This window comes from Streptosporangium sp. NPDC053982 (assembly GCF_055585205.1).
Genome location: NZ_JBVJKQ010000017.1, coordinates 119,629 through 137,589 on the forward strand (window position 1 = coordinate 119,629; position 17,961 = coordinate 137,589).

Here is a 17,961-nt window from a genome sequence, read left to right on the forward strand (position 1 = left end):
GCTAGCAAGCCCTCCGGAGAAAGGGCAGTCAATAGTGCGATTGGGCCCGCCGACCCGGCATGATTACCCATATCGTGGGGAGTGACTCATCTGACACACATGGATCAACAGCTACACCGGCACCGCAGGTATTCCGCTCGTCCGGGTTCATCGTCAGATGCCCCGCCTGAACCATCCGAACCACCAGAGGAACCGGTCCCGTGACCCAACCCCTCCTCGGTCTGCGCCCGCGCGGTGGCCCCGTCACCGAGGTCACCGAGCTCTACGACCGTCACGCCGCCGGACTGTTCGCGTACTGCCACGACCAGCTCGGTGATCCCGGCGCCGCGGCCGGCGCGCTGACGGCCGTCTTCGCCGCCGTGGAGGCCGCGGGACCACGACACGCCACCGTGGCCGCGGAGGTCCCCGCGCCGTACCCCGCGGAGGGCCCCGCCGCGGAGGCCGCCGGGCCGCACGCCGCCGCGGAGGCCGCCGGACCGCCGCGTGCCGCCCTCTACGCGCTGGCCCGCCGCGAGATCCAGCACCGCGACGTCGTCTACGCGCCACCGGTCGTCGGAGCCGACCTGGTGGCGTCCTTCGTCGGGCGGATCCTGCGCGACCTGCGGCCCCACCAGCGCGAGGTGCTGTACCTGTCCGGCGTGTGCGAGATGGACGCCTTCGAGCTCTCCTGGGTGCTCGACGTGGCCGCCGACACCGCCGACGAGCTGACCGTCAGCGCCTGCCGGCGCTTCGCCCAGGCACTGCGCCCGGCCCTGGCCTCGATGAGGGTGCCGGACCACATGGCCGAGGTGTTCGGCGCCCTGGACGCCGCGCCCATCCGCGACGTGCTCGCCCGCGCCCCCTGGGCCGTCCCGCCGCCGGGACTGCGCGCCACCGTGCTGGGCGCCGCCGTGCTGGGCACACCGGGTACGGCCTCGGCCCCGTCAGGGGTCCGGCCGGTGACGCGGCCGGGTACGGTTCCCGCTCCGCCGGGGGCCCGGCCGGGTACGGCCTCCGCCTCGCGTCCCTCCGGTCCCCCGCTCAGGGCGCTGTGGCCCGCGCCCCCGGTGTGGCCGCTCCCGCCCTCCGCGGCCGACGCGCTGACCGGCACCACCGTGTTCCCGCTGCCCGCCGGCCCGGCGGGCGGCCCGCGCGACGGCTCGCCCGTCACCCCGGGCTCCGCGGGCTCTCCGGGCTCTCCGGGTTCCCTGAGCTCCACGGGCTCCGTGGGTTCTCCCGGCGCCTCGGACCCCTCCGGCTCCTCCGGCTCCTCCGGCTCCCCTGGCTCCTCCGTGCGGGACCGCGCGTCCGACCCGCTCTCGCCGCCGGACCCGGACGTGGTCTCCGCACACGAGGCCACCACCGAGCCGATGCCCCGGCTCAGGGACTCGGTCCTGACCTCGCTCGACGACATGTCGCCCCGCGCCCGGCGGGCGAGGCTGCGCCGGCCCTCGCCGCGCGGCGCGGCTCCCGGCCCGGCTCCCCTGCCCGCCCCGGTCCCCGGGGACGTGCTCGAACCCGAGACGCCGTCCTCGCCGTCGCCGTCACCGCCGTCACCGGACGGGTTCCCCTCCGTGGGAAACCTGTTCCAGCCCCTCACCCCCGAGGCGCGGGCGGCCCTGATCCGGACCGACAGGCTGGTCGCCGCCGCGCCGCGTGAGGAACGCGACCGCGACGGGCGGAGCACGGACCGCGGACGGCGGCAGGGCCCCGATCAGCGGGTGGACCAGGAGCGCCGCGAGGACTCCGGACCGCAGGGGGAGCACGAGCGGCGGCTGCCCGGCTGGCCGCTGCGGACCGACGAGCTGGACGACCTGCCCGCCTCCGGCGCCGCGGCGTCCCCGGCCCCCGACCGGGCGCCGTACGACGAGTGGCCGATCGTCGACTGGACCGCGCCGGAACGACCCGTCCGCGTGCACGGGACGGACCGGGCCGCGGGCACCGGGCGGCCCCTGAGCGGCCGGGAGCCCGCGGGGACGGCCGCCGCCGGGACGAGCGGCCTTCGGACGGCCGCCACGGAGACGCACGACCTCCGGACGACGGGGACGCCAGGCCTCCGGACGACCGCCGCGGCCACGACCGACTTCCAGGAGGTCGCCGCCTGGCGGGCCGGGATGCTGGCGAGCGCCGGGGACCCCGGGAAGCTCGGGGACCCCGGGAACGCAGAGGCCGGCGCCACGGCCGTGATCGGGGTCCGGACCGAGGTCCCGGAGACGGGCGCCCGGGTGTCCCGGGCGTCCCGTACGACGCGGACCGGCGGACGATCGCACCGCAGGACCAGGCGCCGGCCGGGCAGGCACGCCGAGCGTCACCACGACTGGGTCTGGGAGCTCGCAGGCTTCCTCGTCTGCGTGGCGATCGCGATGATCGTCTTCCTCGCCATGCCCGCCCTGACACCGTGACGCCGTGGCGCGGCGGCCCGGCCCCGGGCGGTGCGCGTCTCAGCCCGCCGACAGGATCAGCCCGCTGGTCGGCACGCCGGTGCCCGCGGTGACCAGGACGTTGCGGACGTCCGCGACCTGGTTGGCCGCGGTGCCCCGGACCTGCCGTACGGCCTCGGCGATGCCGTTCATTCCGTGGATGTACGCCTCGCCGAGCTGCCCGCCGTGCGGGTTCACCGGCAGGCGGCCGTCGATCTCGATGCCGCCGTCCGCCACGAGGTGGCGCGCCTCGCCCCGCCCGCAGAACCCCAGCTCCTCCAGCTGGAGGAGCACGAACGGCGTGAAGTGGTCGTACAGGACGGCCGTCTGCACCCCCTCGGGCCCGAACCCCGCCTGCTCCCACAGGCGGCGGCCGACCACCCCCATCTCCGGCAGGCCGGTCATGTCGTCGCGGTAGTAGCTGGTCATCATCATCTGCCCGGCCCCGGACCCCTGGGCCGCGGCGGTGATCAGTGCCGGGGTCCGCCGCAGGTCGCGGGCGCGTTCGGCCGAGGTGACCACGAGCGCCACCGCGCCGTCGCTCTCCTGGCAGCAGTCGAGCAGGTGCAGCGGCTCGACGATCCACCGCGACGCCTGGTGCTCGGCGAGGGTGATCGGTCGGCCGTGGAACCACGCGGCGGGGTTGGTGGCCGCGTGCCGCCGCATGGCGACGGCCACCCGGCCGAAGTCCTCGGACGTCGCGCCGTGGACGTGCATGTACCGGCGGGCGAACATGGCGACCCACGCCGCCGGGGTCATCAGACCCTGCGGCACGTGCCAGCTCATCTCCAGGCCCAGGGACGACGGCGCGCCGCCGAGCCCCGGGTCGGGCCGGCCGTACCTGCGGCCGGAGCGCTCGTTGAACGCCCGGTAGCAGACGACGGTCTCGGCGGCGCCGGTCGCGACGGCCATCGCCGCGTGCATCACCGTGCCGCACGCCGCGCCGCCGCCGTAGTGGACCCGGGAGAAGAAGGTCAGGTCGCCGATGCCCACCTCGCGGGCCACGGCGATCTCGTCGTTGGCGTCCTGGGTGTAGGTGACCAGGCCGTCCACGTCCGACGGGCCGAGACCGGCGTCGTCCAGCGCCGCGAACACCGCCTCGGCGGCGAGCCGGAGCTCCGACCTGCCCGACTGCTTGGAGAACTCGGTCGCGCCGATGCCGGCGACGGCCGTACTCCCCGAAAAGGAGACCACGGTGGGGCCTTTCTGCGAAGTCTTCGAAGAGGCGCGGTTGTTCGGGATGTCAGGGGTCGTCCGGATGCCGGGGACGCGGTTCTCCGGGAGTCCGGGAAACCGGCCCTCCGGGAGAGGATGCGGCCGGGAGGGGCGCGTGTGGCCTTCGGGACGGGTCAGCGGTCGGGGAGGGCGAAGCGGACGGTGCCGGAGGCGTGGTCGCCCAGGCTGACCCTGCCCCGCACCTCGACGGTGAACTCGCCGTCCTCCCGTCCGACGACGGCGCCGGTGAAGGTCAGCCGGTCCCCGGCGTAGGCCGGGACGCCCAGTTTGACGTTGATGCCGCGGATCAGCGCCTCGGGACCCGCCCAGTCGGTGACGTAGCGCTCGACGAGGCCCATCGTGGTCAGGATGTTGAGGAAGACGTCCTTCGATCCCTGGGCCCTGGCGCTCGCCGGGTCGTGGTGGACGGGGGTGAAGTCCATCGTGGCCAGTGCCGTCGAGACGACCGTGGTGGGGGTCAGGTCGATCGCGAGCTCGGGGAGCGCCACTCCGACCTGGACCTCGTCTTCGGTAAGCGTCCGCATCACGTCTCCCGGGGGACCCAGAGGGGCAGTATGAGGTTGTCGTCCTTCTGGCGATACGTCACACGCAACGGCATACCGATACCCACTTCCGAGGGAGGGCAGTCCACGACGGCGCCCACGATCCGCACACCCTCCGGCAGCTGGACCACCGCCACCGCGAACGGCGTCTCCCATCCCGGGACCGGCGGACTGTGGTGCACCACGTAGCTGTAGACCTCGCCCTCGCCGCTCGCCACGACGTACGTCCGGCCGGCCGAGCGGCACGAGGGGCAGACCGGACCTGGGGGATGCCGGAGTTCGCCGCAGTCGGCGCATCTCTGGATCCGCAACTCGCCTCGGGCCACACCCTCCCAGAAGAAGGCGGTGTCGTCGCCGACGGCCGGTCCCAGCGGGTACGGCTGCCGGGTATCGGTAGTGGTTATGCGCTCCTCGGGATGAAATTTCAGTACCCGGAACAGCATCTCGGCCACCCGTTCGCCCTCCGAGTACCAGGTGACGTTCCAGGTGACGAAGTAGCCCTCGCCGAGGGCCGTCCGTTTCGGCCCGGACAGCCCGGTGAGCCGGGTGGCCGGGACCGGCCGCTCGCCGAGCCTCAGGTAGCGGTCGTAGGTCTGCTCGCAGTTCGTCGCGACCACCCCGGTGTAGCCGGCGGCGTCCAGCGCCGCGAGCACGTCGCCGATCGGGCCGCCCGCCCGCTCGGCGGGTCCGGCGAGGCCCGGCATGGTCCAGACCTGGATCATCGCCGGGGGCGCCACGATCTCCCCGTGGACGCCCGCGGCCGCGGCCTCCGCGTCGGTGTGGAGGGGGTTGGCGTCGCCCATGGCGGCGGCCCAGTGCCGGATCATCGGGAGGTTGACCGGGTCGGCCGCGGCGTCGCCGTACACCTCTCCCGCCGCCACCCGCTTCTCGGCCAGCGCGGTGAGCCGTTCGTGGAACCCCGGGTCCGGGGCCCAGGCGGGCCGCCCGGCCGGGTCCGGCGCGTCCTGACCGGACGTCCGGGCGTCCCGGGCGGCGGGGCCTCGACGGTCCCCGGGGGAAGGCGGGACGGGAGGGTTCGCGGCGGTCATCGGGGCGGCCTCGGCAGGTTCAGGCCCAGCATGGCGATGAGCTCGCGCTGGACCTCGTTGACGCCGCCGCCGAAGGTCAGCACGATCGCGCCCTTGACGCCGCGGTCGAGGCGCTCGGTGAAGCCGGCCGTCTCCTCGTCGTCCGGATCGCCGTACCGGGCCAGGACGTCCCCGACGATCCGGCCGACCTCCTGCATGCGCTCCGAACCGTAGATCTTGGTGGCCGAGGCGTCGGGGGCGCCCAGCCAGCCCGAATCCATGCCCGCCGCGACCTGCCAGTTCAGCAGCTCGTTGGTCCGCAGGCAGGCGTACACCCTGGCCAGAGCCCGCCGTACGGCGGGCTCGGCGATCAGCCCGGTGGCGCGGGCCCACCGCAGGAACCGGTCGTGGACGTGCGCGATGTTGCCCGCCGGGCCGAGCGTGACCCGCTCGTGGTTGAGCTGCTCGACGATCAGGTCCCAGCCCCGGTTCTCCTCCCCCACCACCATGTCCACCGGCACCCGCACGTCGGTGTAGTAGGTGGAGTTGGTGTGGTGGCGGCCGTCCATGGTGGTGATCGGGGTCCACGAGAAGCCCGGGTCGGCGCAGTCGACGATCAGCATCGTGATGCCCCGGTGCTTCGCCGCGGCCGGGTCGGTGCGGGCGGCCAGCCAGATGTGGTCGGCGTGGTGGGCGCCCGAGGTGAAGATCTTCTGCCCGTTGACGACGTAGTGGTCGCCGTCGCGGACCGCGGTGGTGCGCAGGGCCGCGAGGTCGGTGCCCGCCTCGGGCTCGCTGTAGCCGATGGCGAAGTGGCACTCCCCGGCCAGGATGCGCGGCAGGAAGGACTCCTTCTGCGCGGCCGTGCCGTACCGCATGATGGTCGGGCCGACGGTCTGCACGGTGATGATCGGGTAGGGCACCTCGGCGCGGGCGATCTCGTTGGCGAAGATCTGCTGCTCCACCGGGCCGTATCCGCCGCCGCCGTACTTCTCCGGCCAGCCCAGGCCGAGCTTGCCGTCGCGGCCGAGTCTGCGGCAGTGCCGCATGTAGGCCGGGCCGAACGGGTCGGCGGCGATCTCCCGGCGTTCCTCGTCGGACAGGCAGACGGTGAAGTACTCGTGCAGCTCGTGGCGGAGCCGCCGCTGTTCGGGGGTCAGGTCGATCATCATCAGAGGAGCGCTCCGATCGCGTCGAGCCGGGCCTCCACGCCGCCCAGCAGGTGGGCGTGGTGCTTGCCCCAGGCGAAGTGGCGGTGCAGCGGGTAGGCCACGTCCAGGCCGATCCCGCCGTGCAGGTGCTGGCAGGTGTGCAGCGCGGCGAGCGCCGCGTCCGTGACGGTGAGGGCCGCGACGGACAGGTCGGCCTCGGCCTCGGAGTCCATGCCCTCGGCCAGCCGCCACACCCCGGACCACATGGCGACGTCGAGGGTGCGGGCGGCGATGTAGACGTCGGCGATCTGTACGGTGACCGCCTGGAACTCGGCCAGTGCGCGGCCGAACTGCCTGCGGCTCCTGATGTGCTCGGTGGTCAGCGCGAGCGCTCCGGCCAGCACGCCGGAGGCGACGGCGACGATCCCGGCGAGCGCCAGCAGGCGCAGGTCCGCGGCGGCCCGGCCGTCCGGCCCGCCCACGGGCTCGGCCGGGGAGTCGTGGAGGGCGAGGGTGGCGGCGGGCTCGCCGGTGGAGACGCGCACCGGCCGCAGGGTCGCCGCCCCGGGGGCGACCAGGAACAGGCCGACGCCGTCCGCGGTGGCCGCGGGGACGAGGATCGCCGACGCCTGGGCGGCGTAGGGGACGGTTCCGGCCCGCCCGGTCAGCAGCCACCCGCCGTGGCCGGGTCGGGCGGTCACGACGGGGGCGGCACCGGGCTCCCCGGCGGGCCCGGGAACGGAACCGGCGCCGGGCTCCCCGGCGGGATCGGGGCCGTCAGCGAGGCGGGCGGTCACGGTGGGGGCGGCGCCGAGGTCGCGGCCGGGGCCGCGCAGCGCGGCTGTCAGCACCGCCCTCCCCTCGGCCAGGGGGGCCAGCGCCGCGCGCTGCTCCGGGGAGCCGTGCCGGGCGACGGCCAGCCCGGCGACCAGGCTCGCCAGGAGCGGCGCGGGGGCCACGTGCGCCCCGGCCTCCCGCAGCAGGACGGCCGCCTCCACCGGTCCGAGCCCCGCGCCGCCCGCCTCCTCGGGAAGGCATGCGCCCAGCAGCCCGGCCTGGGCGAGGGAGCGCCAGAGCCCCGCGTCGTACGGCGCGCCGCCCGCCTCGTGGGCCTCGATCCGTTCGGTGGCGGCCTCCCGGCCGAGGAGGTCCCCGGCGAGGGCGCGCAACTCACTCTGTGTCTCGTCAAGGGTGAAGTCCACGGGCGCTCCAAGGGACTCGCTCCAGGGGATGAAACGCTCAAGCCAACCGATCCGGAAACTAGAACAGATTTCAGTCCCCGTCCAGGGGCGGCCGGCGGGAACGCGCGGCGACGTGCGTCGGACAGGCGTCTTCAATGGAAGGACCGATGGCTCTCGTAACCGGCGGGTAACCCACTGGGACGAGCGGAGATCAGATAACGTGTTCTCATGCGTGTCCCGCGTACGACCATCGGAGCATCCGCGGCCGCCCGCGCCCCGCACGCTCCGCCCCCCGGATCCCCCCGCCCGGCCGCCGCCAAAGGCGCCTCGGGCGCGACCAAGGGCGCCTCGGGGGCGCGGGGAGCGCAGGGTGAGCCCGCGGCGTCCGGCGGCGTCCGCTCCAGGAGCCAGCACCAGCGCCGCAAGCGCATCATCCAGGCGGCCGCCGCGCTCGCCTCCCGCGGCGGCGTCGAGGCCATGCAGATGCGCACGGTCGCCGAGCGTGCCGGGGTCGCCCTCGGCACCCTCTACCGCTACTTCCCATCGAAGATGGACCTGGTCGTCGCGGTGGTCAGCGAGGAGTTCGACCTGCTCGAAGGCAGCATCGAGCGCCGTCCTCCGAGTGCGGCCACCCCCGCGGGCCGGGCCGTCGACGTGCTGATGCGCGCCACCCGCGGCCTCATGCGCGAGCCCGAGCTGGCCGACGCGCTCATCCGCTCACTGATCATGGCCGAGGTCGACACCCCGTTCGGCGACCGGATGACCGGCCTGCTGCTGCGCGCCGCCGTGGACCGCCCGGGCGACCGGCTGACGACGGAGACCGCCACGGAGGAGCAGGCCATCCTGGCCGGCTCCCTGTCCAGCGTCTGGGTGCAGGAGCTGCTGGAGATGCTCCGCGGCCGCCGTACGCACGAGCAGGCGCAGCGCCGCGTCGAGATCGCGGCCGACCGGCTGCTCGCCGGCTTCTGACCTCTCGTCCGCCTCCCGGAGGCCCCCCGGGCGACCCTTCGCCGGCGCTCCCACCATGCCCCTCGGGAGCCCCCTCGGGACGCCCTCTCCCGCCCGAGACCTCGACCCCGCTCCTCCCTCCTCCGCCTTCCACCCGAAACTAGAACGGGTTACAGTCACAGGGCGGGCGCGGTCGGGATGGGAGGCCGGATGGGTGCGGTGATCGTCGAAGCCGTCAGAACCCCGATCGGCAGGCGAGGCGGCCTGCTCGCGGGCCTGAAACCGCAGGCGCTGCTCGCCGCCGCGCTGAACGGCGTGATCGGCAGGTCCGGGATCGACCCGGCGGCGGTGGACCAGGTCTTCGCCGGGTGCGTCACCCAGGCGGGCGAGCAGGGCGGGCACGTGGGCCGGTACGCCTGGCTCTACGCCGGCCTGCCGTACGGGACGGGCGTGACCACGATCGACGCGCAGTGCGGCTCCTCACAGCAGGCCGTGCACCTGGTCGCCGCCCTCATCGAGGCGGGCGTCGTCGAGGTAGGAGTGGCCTGCGGCGTCGAGGTGATGAGCCGGGCCCCGCTGGGCAGCAACGTGCTCCCGGCCGACCCCCGGCCCGGCGACTGGGCCATCGACATACCCGACCAGTTCACCGCCGCCGAGCGGATCGCGCGGCGGCGCGGGCTGACCCGCGAGCGGCTCGACGCCTTCGGCGTCCGGTCCCAGCGCCTGGCCGCCCGCGCGTGGGCCGAGGGCCGCTTCGACCGGGAGATCGTCCCGGTGACCGCCCCGGTCCTGGGTGAGGACGGACGGCCCACCGGCGAGAGCCGCGTCGTCACCGCCGACCAGGGGCTCCGCGAGACCACCGCCGAGGGGCTGGCGCGGCTGCGGCCGGTGATGGGAGAGGACGGGCTGCACACCGCCGGGACCTCCTCGCAGATCTCCGACGGCGCGGCGGCGGTGCTGCTGGCGAGCGAGGAGGCCGCCGCCCGGTACGGCCTGCGCCCCCGCGCCCGGATCCGCGCCCAGGCGCTCGTCGGCGCGGAGCCGTACTACCACCTGGACGGGCCGGTGGAGGCGACCGCCAGGGTGCTGTCCGCGGCGGGCATGCGGATGGAGGACGTCGACCTGTTCGAGGTGAACGAGGCGTTCGCGTCGGTCGTCCTGTCCTGGGCGTCGGTGCACCGGCCGGACATGGACCGGGTCAACGTCTGCGGCGGAGCCATCGCGCTCGGCCACCCGGTCGGCGCGACCGGCGCCCGCCTGGTCGTCACCGCCCTGCACGAGCTGGAGCGGTCGGACTCCTCGACCGCGCTGGTGACGATGTGCGCGGGCGGCGCGCTGTCCACCGCGACCGTCCTGGAACGGTTGTGACACGCCCGCGGCCGTCCCGGAGCCGCGCCGTGCCCGTCCCCGGAAACGCGCCGCGCCCGTGGACGGGCGGGGACACGGGGCGGCGCGCGGCCGGGCCGTACGGTCCGGCGACCGTTCGCGGGCCCGTGGGTTCTGTCCGCGTTCCCCCGCCGGGGGTGATCACGAAGCCGTACGCTTGCGGCGACCCGTTCCCCCCATGAGGATGACGCCATGCAGCCACTCGGTGAAGCCGATCTGCGGGTGGTCGCCGCCCTGCAGGTGAACGGGCGGGCCACCTGGGACCGCATCGGGCGCGTGCTGGGCGAGCCCACGCGCAACGTCGCCAGGAGGGCGACCCGGCTGATCGACTCGGGTGTGCTCTCGGTGATCGGGCTGGTCGACGACCGGCGGCTCGGGTCGTCGGTGCTGCGGTTGCGCTGCCGTCCCGGGACGGTGATCGACGCGGGCGAGGCGCTCGCCGAGCTGCCCGAGACCCGGTTCGTCGCGCTGGTGTCGGGTTCGGTGGACTGCACGGCCGAGCTGTCCGTGGCCGACGACGCCATGATCGACCTGCTGTTCCGGGGCATCCCGTCGATCGACGGGGTGGTGGAGAGCGTCGCCTATCCGGCGCTGCGTTACTTCAAGACCCCCCAGGAGTGGCACCTCGACGTGCTGACCCCGCAGGAGGTGGAGGGGCTGCGCGAGCAGTGGGCCCCGCTGCCGGGCCGCCTGCAGCGCCCGCGCGAGGCGCCGCCGGCCGAGGACGCGCGGATCATCGCGGCGGTCGTCACCGACGGCCGCGCCACCCACGCGGAGGTCGCGTCCGCCGCCGGGATCAGCGAGTCCACGGCCCGCCGCCGCCTGGACTCCCTGCTGCGCCGGGGGATCCTGCGCATCCGCGCCGAGATCGAGCCCCCCTACCTGGGACTGCCGGTCGAGGCCGTGCTCTGGCTGCGGGTGGCCGAGTGCGAGGTGGAGGCGGCCGGGCACGCGCTGGCGGCTCTCCCGCAGGTGCGATACCTGGTGGCGGTGGCCGGCGACCACCAGCTCGTGGCGCACGTGGTCGTGCCGGGCCGGCCCGAGCTGTACGAGTTCCTGCGGGGCATCGGCGGCCTGCCCGGCATGCGGGCGATCGAGACCACGGTGGTGCTCCGGCCGCTCAAGCGCGGCTTCATGATCAAACGCGACGGCCGGGTGGAGCGCTGGGTCGGCCCGATCGGGACGTACGGCGGAACGCCGGGAGGGAGCGCGGAGGAACGCCGGGAGGAGGCCCGGAAACCGGTGGAGGACGCGGAGGAACGCCGGAGGGAGACGCGGATGCCGCTCCTTGACTCGCCCGGCGGTACATAATAGAACGCGTTACAGCAGGCGCCCCACCAAGCGCTTGATCGGTTAGGTCGGCGGGGCGGGCGGGCACGCCCGTCACCCGCGGCGTGGCGCACGTCGTCAGCACGTCGTCAGCATGACGCCCCGCGAGGACGCGCGGGCGATTCCCCGGGGAGGGCCATGGACATCAACCTCGTCGACCAGGATCTCTACGCGCGCGAGGGCGCACCCCACGACCAGTTCGCCTGGCTGCGGGCCAACGACCCGGTCCACCGGCACGGAGGCGGCGACCCCGGCTGGCCCGACTTCTGGGCGGTCACCAGGCACGCCGACGTCGTGCAGGTCTCCCGCCGTCCCGACCTGTTCTCCTCCAGCAGGAAGCTCGCGCTCTTCGACGAGATGCCGGAGGAGCAGCGCGAGTTCCAGCGGATGATGATGCTCAACCAGGACCCGCCGGAGCACACCCGGCGCCGTTCACTGGTCAACCGGGGCTTCACCCCGCGCGTCATCGGCGCCCTGGAACAGCACATCCGCGACATCTGCCACGCCCTCGTGGACGAGGCCAAGGGCCGCCCCTCGGTCGACTTCGTCCGGGACATCGCCGCCCCGCTGCCGCTGTACGTGATCTGCGAACTGCTCGGCGCCCCCGTCGAGGACCGCGACAAGCTCTTCAGCTGGTCCAACCAGATGATCGGTGCCGAGGACCCCGACTACGCGGCCGACCCCGCCGAGGGACGCGACGCCGCCGCGGAGGTCTACGCCTACGCCAACCGGCTCGCGGCCGAGCGCCGCGAGGATCCCCGCGACGACATCATCACCAGGCTCCTGCGCCCCGACGACGACGGCGAGGTCCTCGACGAGAACGAGTTCGACCTGTTCGTGCTGCTGCTGGTGGTGGCGGGCAACGAGACGACCCGCAACGCCGCCTCCGGCGGCATGCTGGCGCTCTTCGAGCATCCCGAGCAGTGGCGGCGCCTGGTCGCCGACCCCTCGCTGGCCGGCACCGCCGCCGACGAGATCGTCCGCTGGGTCTCCCCGGTCAACCTCTTCCGCCGTACGGCGACCGCCGACACGGTGATCGGCGAGCAGGAGGTCAGGGAGGGCGACAAGGTCGTGGTGTTCTACACCTCCGCCAACCGCGACGAGGACGTCTTCGCCGACCCGGGGACGTTCGACATCGGCCGCACCCCCAATCCCCACATCGGCTTCGGCGGCGGCGGCGCCCACTTCTGCCTCGGCAACCACCTGGCCAAGCTGGAGCTGCGGGTGCTCTTCGAGGTGCTGGCCGAGCGGCTGCCGAACCTCGCCCAGGCGGGCCCGGCCCGGCGGCTCCGCTCCAACTTCATCAACGGCATCAAGGACCTCCCGGTCACCGTCTCCTGAACCCCCGCGGCCGGCCGGGGAGGCCGGCCGCGGCACGGGCTCCGGGCGGGCCGGGCGGCGCGGGGCCGCTCCCCCGTCCCCCGCGTCCCGCGTCCCGCGTCCCGCTCAGAGGTTCCGCAGGAAGTCGGCCAGGGCGGCGCCGATCTCGTGCGGTGAGTCCTCCTGCACATAGTGGCTGCCCGCCACGGTGACCTCGCGCTGCGCGGGCCAGGTGCGGGCGAACTCCAGCGCCCTTCCCACCAGCAGCGCTCCGGGCCGCGCCGACACCAGCAGCTTGGGCACCCGGCTCGTGGACAGCCAGGCGCCGTACGACTCGACGATCTCCGTGACGTCCTCGGGCGTTCCCTCGATCGGCAGCTCGCGGGGGAACATCAGCGTCGGGACGCGCGAGTCCGGGGTCGGGAACGGCGCCCGGTAGGCCGCCATCTCCTCTTCTCCCAGCGGGCGCAGCACGCTTTTGGGCAGGACCGTCTCCACGAAGAAGTTCTCCTCCAGGACGAGGCGCTCACCGTGCGCCGACCGCATCGCCCGGAACAGCGCGTCGCGGCCCTCCGGGAAGTCGCTCCAGAGCCTGGGCTGGACGATGGCCTCCATGTAGGCGATCGCCCGCACCCTCTCCCGGTGCCGCTCGGCCCAGTGGAAGCCCAGCGCGGAACCCCAGTCGTGCAGCACCAGGGTGACGTCCGCGTCCAGATCGAGCGCGTCGAACCAGGCGTCGAGGTGGCGGACGTGGTCGGCGAACCGGTACAGCCCGTCCGGCGCGGGGCCCGAGTCCCCCATGCCCACCAGGTCGGGCGCCAGGCAGCGGCCCTGGTCCTCGACGTACGGGATGACGTTGCGCCACAGATAGGACGACGTCGGGTTGCCGTGCAGGAAGACGATCGGCGCGCCCTCCCCGACGTCGACGTAGCTCATCTCGGTCCCGGCCACGCTGACACGGCGGCGCGGGTGGGGGTCGGCGGCGGGGATCTCCGGGCGGATCCCGGCGGGTGCGGAGGTCATGACGAACGGCCCTTCGGGGGAGACGGGAGAAGACTTCAGGGGAGACCGGGGGAGAACGGACGTCAGCGCAGCACCGACGAGAACACGATCCGCTTGAAACGTTCGAGCGGCTCGGCGCCGCGTTCGACCTTCATCCGCAGGATCGCGCCCTGCCACGAGGCGAGCAGGAAGTCGGCCAGATCGAGCGCGGGCAGGTCGAGACGGATCTGCCCGGCCGCGGCGGCCTCCTCCAGGCAGTCGGCGAACGGCCGCCGCCATTCGGAGAAGATCTCCGACAGTCGTGTGCGCAGCGCCTCGCTGTGCTCGGCCGACTCCAGGCTCAGGTTGCCGATCAGGCATCCGTCACGCCAGCCGCGCTCCTCGAACCGGGCGGTGATGGCGTCGAAGTACGCGCGCAGCCTCTCCACCGGCGGCAGGTCGCCGTCGCGCAGGGTGGTCTCGACGAGCACGCCGACATCCGCGAAGTACCGGTCGAGGATCTCCAGCCCGAACGCCTCCTTGGACGCGAAGTGGTTGGTGAAGGATCCCTGCGGCACTCCGGCCGCCGCCGTGATGTCGCGCACGCCGGATGTGGTGAACCCGCGCCTGCGCACGGTCTCCAGCCCTTCGCGCAGGATCTGCTCTTTGTTGGATGTCCTGGCCATGGCAATCAATATGTACGACCGTATTATTCGTGTCAACCCGATGCCGCCTGGACGCTCCGGGCCCGGCCGGCGGGCGGCGTGCGGCCGGATCCGTGGCGCCCGGCCGGGCGGACCGTCCCGCTCCGCCGGCCCCGATCCCGGCCCCGGTCCCCTTCACCGCGCCAGCAGGGACTCCGCCCGGTCGACGTAGGCGCCGGGCAGTGCGTACAGGGCGGCGGCGACCTCCGGGTCGGCGATGGCGGGCAGCGCGGCCAGGGCGTCCGCGGCGAGGCCCCGGCAGTACTCCAGCGTGTCGCCGACCATGCGGCCCTCGCGCAGGCGGGCGAGCAGGAACGTGATCTCCTCCTCCGTCAGCCGCCTGCCGAGGAAGGACCGCAGCTCCCCGCGGTCGTGCCGGAGTGCCAGCAGCAGCGGCAGGGTGTAGACGCCCTGCCGCAGGTCGTTGCCGACCGGCTTGCCCAGCCGGTCGGCGGTGGAGGCCAGGTCCAGCAGGTCGTCCAGGACCTGGAAGAGGACGCCGAACCGCTCGCCGTACGCCGCCATGGTCCACCCCTCCGGGTGGGCCACCGCGCAGCTCGCCCGGAACAGGGAGGCGGTCTTGCCGGTGATGGACCGCAGGGCCGCCTCGGGGGTGCGCCCGGGGTCGAAGAGGTCGGCCGTCTCCTGGAACTGCCCCTCGGCGAGCTCGACGACCACCGCGGCGAGCGTCCCGGCCACGTGTTTGGAAGCCGAGGTCAGTGCGGCGAGCCAGGCACGGGCGAGCATGAAGTCGCCGACGACCAGCGCCCGGGCGTCGCCGAGTTCGGCGTTGAGGGTCCGCACCCCGCGGCGCTGCGCGGCGCCGTCCATGAGGTCGTCGTGGACCAGCGACCCGGCGTGGACCAGCTCGACGCAGGCCGCCGCGGTGACCGTCCGGCCGTCGATCCGCCCGCCCAGGGCGAGCGCGGTCGCCAGCGTCAGCGCGGCGCGCAGCCGTTTGCCGCCCGCGCCGGTGATGTGACCGGCCGCCCGGTTGACGAGCGGCAGCCGCGAGGAGGCGCTCAGCCGCCGGATGCGCTTCTCCACCCGCGCCAGCCCCGCGGAGACGGCGGGGACGGCGAGGATCTCCTCCGGCCGCACGGCGTGGACGGGCATGGCGCCTCCTCATGGCTCATCTCATCGACCGCCTCCACGGTGCCGGATGGTCGCTGAGGCGACGCTGAGCGCCGCTGAGACCCCTCTCAGCCCGCGTGCTCCGGGGCCTTCCGCATCACCTCGAACAGGCTGGTGAAGCTGGAGTCGCCGTGCCCGGCCGCCACGCCCCGCCGGAAGATCTCCAGGACGGCGCCCGGCAGCGCGACGTCGACGCCGGCCGCGTGGACGGTGTGCGTGACGTGCTCGACGCTGGCCACCCCCATGGCCAGCCGGTCCACGTCGCCGGGGTGCTCTCCGGCGTCGATCCGCGGCGTGTAGAACTCCATGAACCCCGGGACCGACGCCGCGGTCCGCGCGGCGTACGGCAGGAACTCCGCCGCCGTGATGCCGTTGGCGTCGGCCGTCGCGAGCGCGTGCAGCCAGCTGAGCATCGAGGTCCAGAAGATGTCCATCTGGAGCTGGTAGTACAGCGCCGCCAGACCCGGGTCCTCTCCCCGGTAGTCGGCGCCGGTCAGCACCTCCAGGGTCGGGCGGTGCCGTTCGAACACCTCCCGCGGGCCGCTGTAGAAGGTGGAGGAGGCCGGGTCCCCGATGCCGGACGGCGGCACCTGCACGCCACCGGTCAGCTGCCGGGCGCCGTGGGCGGCCAGCCACTCCGCCCCCTTCCGTGAGCGGTCCGGGGTGTCGGAGCTCAGGTTGACGATCACCTTGCCGGCCAGGTGCGCCGCAGCTGGTTCGAGGATCGCGTACATCGCGTCGTAGTCCGTCAGGCTGAGGACCGCCACCTCGCCCGCGGCCAGCGCGTCGCCGACCGTGGCGGCCAGGATCGCGCCCCCGGCCACCAGTTCGCCGGCCTTCTCCGGGGTCCGGTTCCACACGGTGACCTCGTAGCCCCGGTCGAGGAACACCCGCGCCATCGCCCGGCCCATCGGCCCGAGCCCGATGACCGTCACCTTCCGCACGCTCATCGCGCATCCCTTCTAAAACGAACGTTCTATTCAGGGAGGACCGTAGCACACCTCTAAAACGAACGCTCTATTCGGTAGAATCGCCGGATGAAGACCAGCGCACGACAGCGCGGGGCGGCCGGCCCGCACGGCGCCCTCGGCACCCGCGACCGGATCGTCCGTACCGCCTCACGGCTGATGCAGCGGCAGGGCTACGACGGCACCGGGATCAAGCAGATCTCCCAGGAGGCCGAGGCCACGCTCGGCTCCGTCTACCACTTCTTCCCGGGCGGGAAGCAGGAGCTGGCCGTCGCCGCGATCCGGCACGGCGAGAAGGAGTTCGCCGACGAGCTGCGGGAGACCCTCGACGGCGAGGACGACCCGGCCGAGGCCGTCGTCGCCTGCACCCGCAGGCTCGCCGAGGGCCTACGCGCCTCCGACTGGGCGGACGGCTGCCCGGTCACGGCCACCGCCCTGGGTACGGCGGGCCGGGTGCCCGACGTGCAGCGGGCCGCCGCCGAGGCGTTCGCCCACTGGCGGCGGCTGGTCTTCGACCGGCTCCGCCTCGCGGGCCTGGCCGAGGATGACGCCCACGACCTGGCGCACACCGTGATCAGCACGCTGGAGGGCGCCGAGCTGGCCGCCCAGGTCTCCCGGGACGACCGGCCGCTGCACGCCGCCGGACGGCACCTGGCCCGGCTGATCGACCTCCACCGGCCCGGCGCCGCGCGCTCCTGACCGGACGGCGAACGCGCCGGACCACCGGACGGCCGGCGCCTGGCTGTCGGGTACCGAGCGGCTCGCGAGGCGGCCTCCGGGCGGAACGGCGCATCGACTGCGAAGCCGGAGGCGAACCGGGAAATAATTTGCAGTGGACTCCAAATTTGCAATACGTTCCACCATGTGGCCGATGGACTGAGGGAACGCAAGAAACGCCGGACGCGGCGGCACATCTCCGAGGTGGCCATCACGCTGTTCGTGGAGCGGGGCTTCGACCGCGTCACGATCGTCGAGGTGGCCGAGGCGGCCGAGGTGTCGGTCAACACCGTCTACAACCACTTCCAGACCAAGGAGGACCTCGTCTTCCCACCCGAGGAGGCGTCCGCGGAGCGGCTGGTCGAGATGGTGCGGGACCGCCCGCCGGGTGAGCCGGCCGCGCGGGCGATGCTGTCCGTCCTCCGCGCCGAGTTGCGCCGCGGGGACCGCAGGGTCGGCCTGGCCCACGGCTTCGGGCGCTTCCTGGAGATGACGCGCGCCGCCCCGACCCTCGTCGCCCGGCTGGAGGAACTGGCCGGGCGGATGGTCGCGGCGCTCGCCACCGTGCTGGCCGAGGAGACGGGCGCCGCGCCGGACGACCCGCTGCCGGGTCTCGTCGCCTCCCAGCTCGGCTGGGTCCACGAACAGGTCCTCCGGGAGATCGGCCGGCGTGCGGCGGCCGGGGAGGATCCCGGCGTCACCGCCGAGGCCGCGCTGACCCTCCTCGACGCGATCGAGGGGCTGCTCGGCGAGGCGGTCTTGACGTACGCCCCCGGGGGACCGGGGGGAGACACCGGAACCGCCCGGCACGCCCCGGAAAGACCGTCCGGGGAGACCGAAGACGCCTGAGGCGCCCGGTAGGGCCGCCCGGAGAGTTCTCACACGTCCCGGGAGGCCGCCCGGAGACGTTCCGTGAGCCCCCGGCGAACCGTCCGGC

General features: G+C 74.1%; 16 protein-coding genes. 7 read left to right on the forward strand and 9 right to left on the reverse strand.

The window, feature by feature from the left end; all coding sequences use genetic code 11:
• Positions 1-200: 200 nt before the first annotated feature.
• Positions 201-2,381, forward strand: coding sequence for a hypothetical protein (locus tag ACZ6W9_RS29385; RefSeq protein ID WP_470120639.1), 2,181 nt, complete (start codon positions 201-203; stop codon positions 2,379-2,381).
• 39 nt (positions 2,382-2,420) lie between these two features.
• On the opposite strand, the gene ACZ6W9_RS29390 is transcribed toward ACZ6W9_RS29385, so the two are convergent.
• From ACZ6W9_RS29390 to ACZ6W9_RS29410, 5 genes are all read right to left on the reverse strand, one after another.
• Complete coding sequence (locus ACZ6W9_RS29390; RefSeq protein WP_389959514.1) at positions 2,421-3,593, reverse strand: lipid-transfer protein; 1,173 nt, start codon at positions 3,591-3,593, stop codon at positions 2,421-2,423.
• A gap of 155 nt (positions 3,594-3,748) precedes the next feature.
• On the reverse strand, positions 3,749-4,159 hold the full coding sequence (locus ACZ6W9_RS29395; protein WP_362935107.1) for a MaoC/PaaZ C-terminal domain-containing protein: 411 nt from the start codon (positions 4,157-4,159) through the stop codon (positions 3,749-3,751).
• The gene (locus ACZ6W9_RS29400) at positions 4,159-5,226 is read right to left on the reverse strand and encodes a bifunctional MaoC family dehydratase N-terminal/OB-fold nucleic acid binding domain-containing protein (RefSeq protein ID WP_389959508.1); all 1,068 of its coding nucleotides are present in this window, start codon (positions 5,224-5,226) and stop codon (positions 4,159-4,161) included. Before ACZ6W9_RS29400 ends, ACZ6W9_RS29395 begins: the two co-directional genes overlap by 1 nt.
• The gene (locus ACZ6W9_RS29405; RefSeq protein ID WP_362935101.1) at positions 5,223-6,377 is read right to left on the reverse strand and encodes an acyl-CoA dehydrogenase family protein; all 1,155 of its coding nucleotides are present in this window, start codon (positions 6,375-6,377) and stop codon (positions 5,223-5,225) included. Before ACZ6W9_RS29405 ends, ACZ6W9_RS29400 begins: the two co-directional genes overlap by 4 nt.
• The gene (locus ACZ6W9_RS29410) at positions 6,377-7,558 is read right to left on the reverse strand and encodes an acyl-CoA dehydrogenase family protein (protein WP_389959505.1); all 1,182 of its coding nucleotides are present in this window, start codon (positions 7,556-7,558) and stop codon (positions 6,377-6,379) included. Before ACZ6W9_RS29410 ends, ACZ6W9_RS29405 begins: the two co-directional genes overlap by 1 nt.
• Positions 7,559-7,765: 207 nt before the next feature.
• On the opposite strand from ACZ6W9_RS29410, the gene ACZ6W9_RS29415 reads away from it, so the two are divergent.
• From ACZ6W9_RS29415 to ACZ6W9_RS29430, 4 genes are all read left to right on the forward strand, one after another.
• Positions 7,766-8,506 carry a TetR family transcriptional regulator gene (locus ACZ6W9_RS29415; RefSeq protein ID WP_470120643.1) on the forward strand — a complete coding sequence of 247 codons (741 nt, stop codon included), beginning with the start codon at positions 7,766-7,768 and terminating at the stop codon, positions 8,504-8,506.
• 189 nt (positions 8,507-8,695) lie between these two features.
• Positions 8,696-9,853 carry a steroid 3-ketoacyl-CoA thiolase gene (locus ACZ6W9_RS29420; RefSeq protein ID WP_389959499.1) on the forward strand — a complete coding sequence of 386 codons (1,158 nt, stop codon included), beginning with the start codon at positions 8,696-8,698 and terminating at the stop codon, positions 9,851-9,853.
• Positions 9,854-10,063: 210 nt separating this feature from the next.
• The gene (locus ACZ6W9_RS29425) at positions 10,064-11,182 is read left to right on the forward strand and encodes an Lrp/AsnC family transcriptional regulator (RefSeq protein ID WP_470120646.1); all 1,119 of its coding nucleotides are present in this window, start codon (positions 10,064-10,066) and stop codon (positions 11,180-11,182) included.
• A 156-nt stretch (positions 11,183-11,338) separates the two neighbouring features.
• The gene (locus ACZ6W9_RS29430) at positions 11,339-12,541 is read left to right on the forward strand and encodes a cytochrome P450 (RefSeq protein WP_470120648.1); all 1,203 of its coding nucleotides are present in this window, start codon (positions 11,339-11,341) and stop codon (positions 12,539-12,541) included.
• A gap of 105 nt (positions 12,542-12,646) precedes the next feature.
• Here ACZ6W9_RS29430 and ACZ6W9_RS29435 read toward each other — a convergent pair whose 3' ends face one another.
• The 4 genes from ACZ6W9_RS29435 to ACZ6W9_RS29450 all read right to left on the reverse strand — a co-directional run bounded on the left by ACZ6W9_RS29435 (position 12,647) and on the right by ACZ6W9_RS29450 (position 16,289).
• On the reverse strand, positions 12,647-13,543 hold the full coding sequence (locus ACZ6W9_RS29435) for a haloalkane dehalogenase (protein ID WP_389959491.1): 897 nt from the start codon (positions 13,541-13,543) through the stop codon (positions 12,647-12,649).
• 62 nt (positions 13,544-13,605) lie between these two features.
• The gene (locus ACZ6W9_RS29440) at positions 13,606-14,187 is read right to left on the reverse strand and encodes a TetR/AcrR family transcriptional regulator (RefSeq protein WP_389959488.1); all 582 of its coding nucleotides are present in this window, start codon (positions 14,185-14,187) and stop codon (positions 13,606-13,608) included.
• Positions 14,188-14,340: 153 nt separating this feature from the next.
• The gene (locus tag ACZ6W9_RS29445) at positions 14,341-15,321 is read right to left on the reverse strand and encodes a polyprenyl synthetase family protein (RefSeq protein ID WP_389959485.1); all 981 of its coding nucleotides are present in this window, start codon (positions 15,319-15,321) and stop codon (positions 14,341-14,343) included.
• A gap of 86 nt (positions 15,322-15,407) precedes the next feature.
• Positions 15,408-16,289, reverse strand: coding sequence for an NAD(P)-dependent oxidoreductase (locus ACZ6W9_RS29450; RefSeq protein WP_389959483.1), 882 nt, complete (start codon positions 16,287-16,289; stop codon positions 15,408-15,410).
• 87 nt (positions 16,290-16,376) lie between these two features.
• Here ACZ6W9_RS29450 and ACZ6W9_RS29455 point away from each other — a divergent pair, with 87 nt between their 5' ends.
• A complete protein-coding gene (locus tag ACZ6W9_RS29455) occupies positions 16,377-17,006 on the forward strand; it encodes a TetR/AcrR family transcriptional regulator (RefSeq protein ID WP_389959480.1) in 630 nt (209 codons plus the stop codon).
• A gap of 165 nt (positions 17,007-17,171) precedes the next feature.
• Entirely contained in the window at positions 17,172-17,873 is a 702-nt protein-coding gene (locus ACZ6W9_RS29460; RefSeq protein ID WP_389959477.1) for a TetR/AcrR family transcriptional regulator, read from the forward strand.
• Positions 17,874-17,961 lie beyond the last annotated feature (88 nt).

Coding starts and splice junctions, on each gene's coding strand:
- ACZ6W9_RS29395 (WP_362935107.1), bottom strand. CDS start 4,159: ATGCGGACGCTTACCGAAGACGAGGTCCAGGTCGGAGTGGCGCTCCCC.
- ACZ6W9_RS29400 (WP_389959508.1), bottom strand. CDS start 5,226: ATGACCGCCGCGAACCCTCCCGTCCCGCCTTCCCCCGGGGACCGTCGA.
- ACZ6W9_RS29405 (WP_362935101.1), bottom strand. CDS start 6,377: ATGATGATCGACCTGACCCCCGAACAGCGGCGGCTCCGCCACGAGCTG.
- ACZ6W9_RS29415 (WP_470120643.1), top strand. CDS start 7,766: ATGCGTGTCCCGCGTACGACCATCGGAGCATCCGCGGCCGCCCGCGCC.
- ACZ6W9_RS29420 (WP_389959499.1), top strand. CDS start 8,696: ATGGGTGCGGTGATCGTCGAAGCCGTCAGAACCCCGATCGGCAGGCGA.
- ACZ6W9_RS29425 (WP_470120646.1), top strand. CDS start 10,064: ATGCAGCCACTCGGTGAAGCCGATCTGCGGGTGGTCGCCGCCCTGCAG.
- ACZ6W9_RS29430 (WP_470120648.1), top strand. CDS start 11,339: ATGGACATCAACCTCGTCGACCAGGATCTCTACGCGCGCGAGGGCGCA.
- ACZ6W9_RS29435 (WP_389959491.1), bottom strand. CDS start 13,543: ATGACCTCCGCACCCGCCGGGATCCGCCCGGAGATCCCCGCCGCCGAC.
- ACZ6W9_RS29440 (WP_389959488.1), bottom strand. CDS start 14,187: ATGGCCAGGACATCCAACAAAGAGCAGATCCTGCGCGAAGGGCTGGAG.
- ACZ6W9_RS29445 (WP_389959485.1), bottom strand. CDS start 15,321: ATGCCCGTCCACGCCGTGCGGCCGGAGGAGATCCTCGCCGTCCCCGCC.
- ACZ6W9_RS29450 (WP_389959483.1), bottom strand. CDS start 16,289: ATGAGCGTGCGGAAGGTGACGGTCATCGGGCTCGGGCCGATGGGCCGG.
- ACZ6W9_RS29455 (WP_389959480.1), top strand. CDS start 16,377: ATGAAGACCAGCGCACGACAGCGCGGGGCGGCCGGCCCGCACGGCGCC.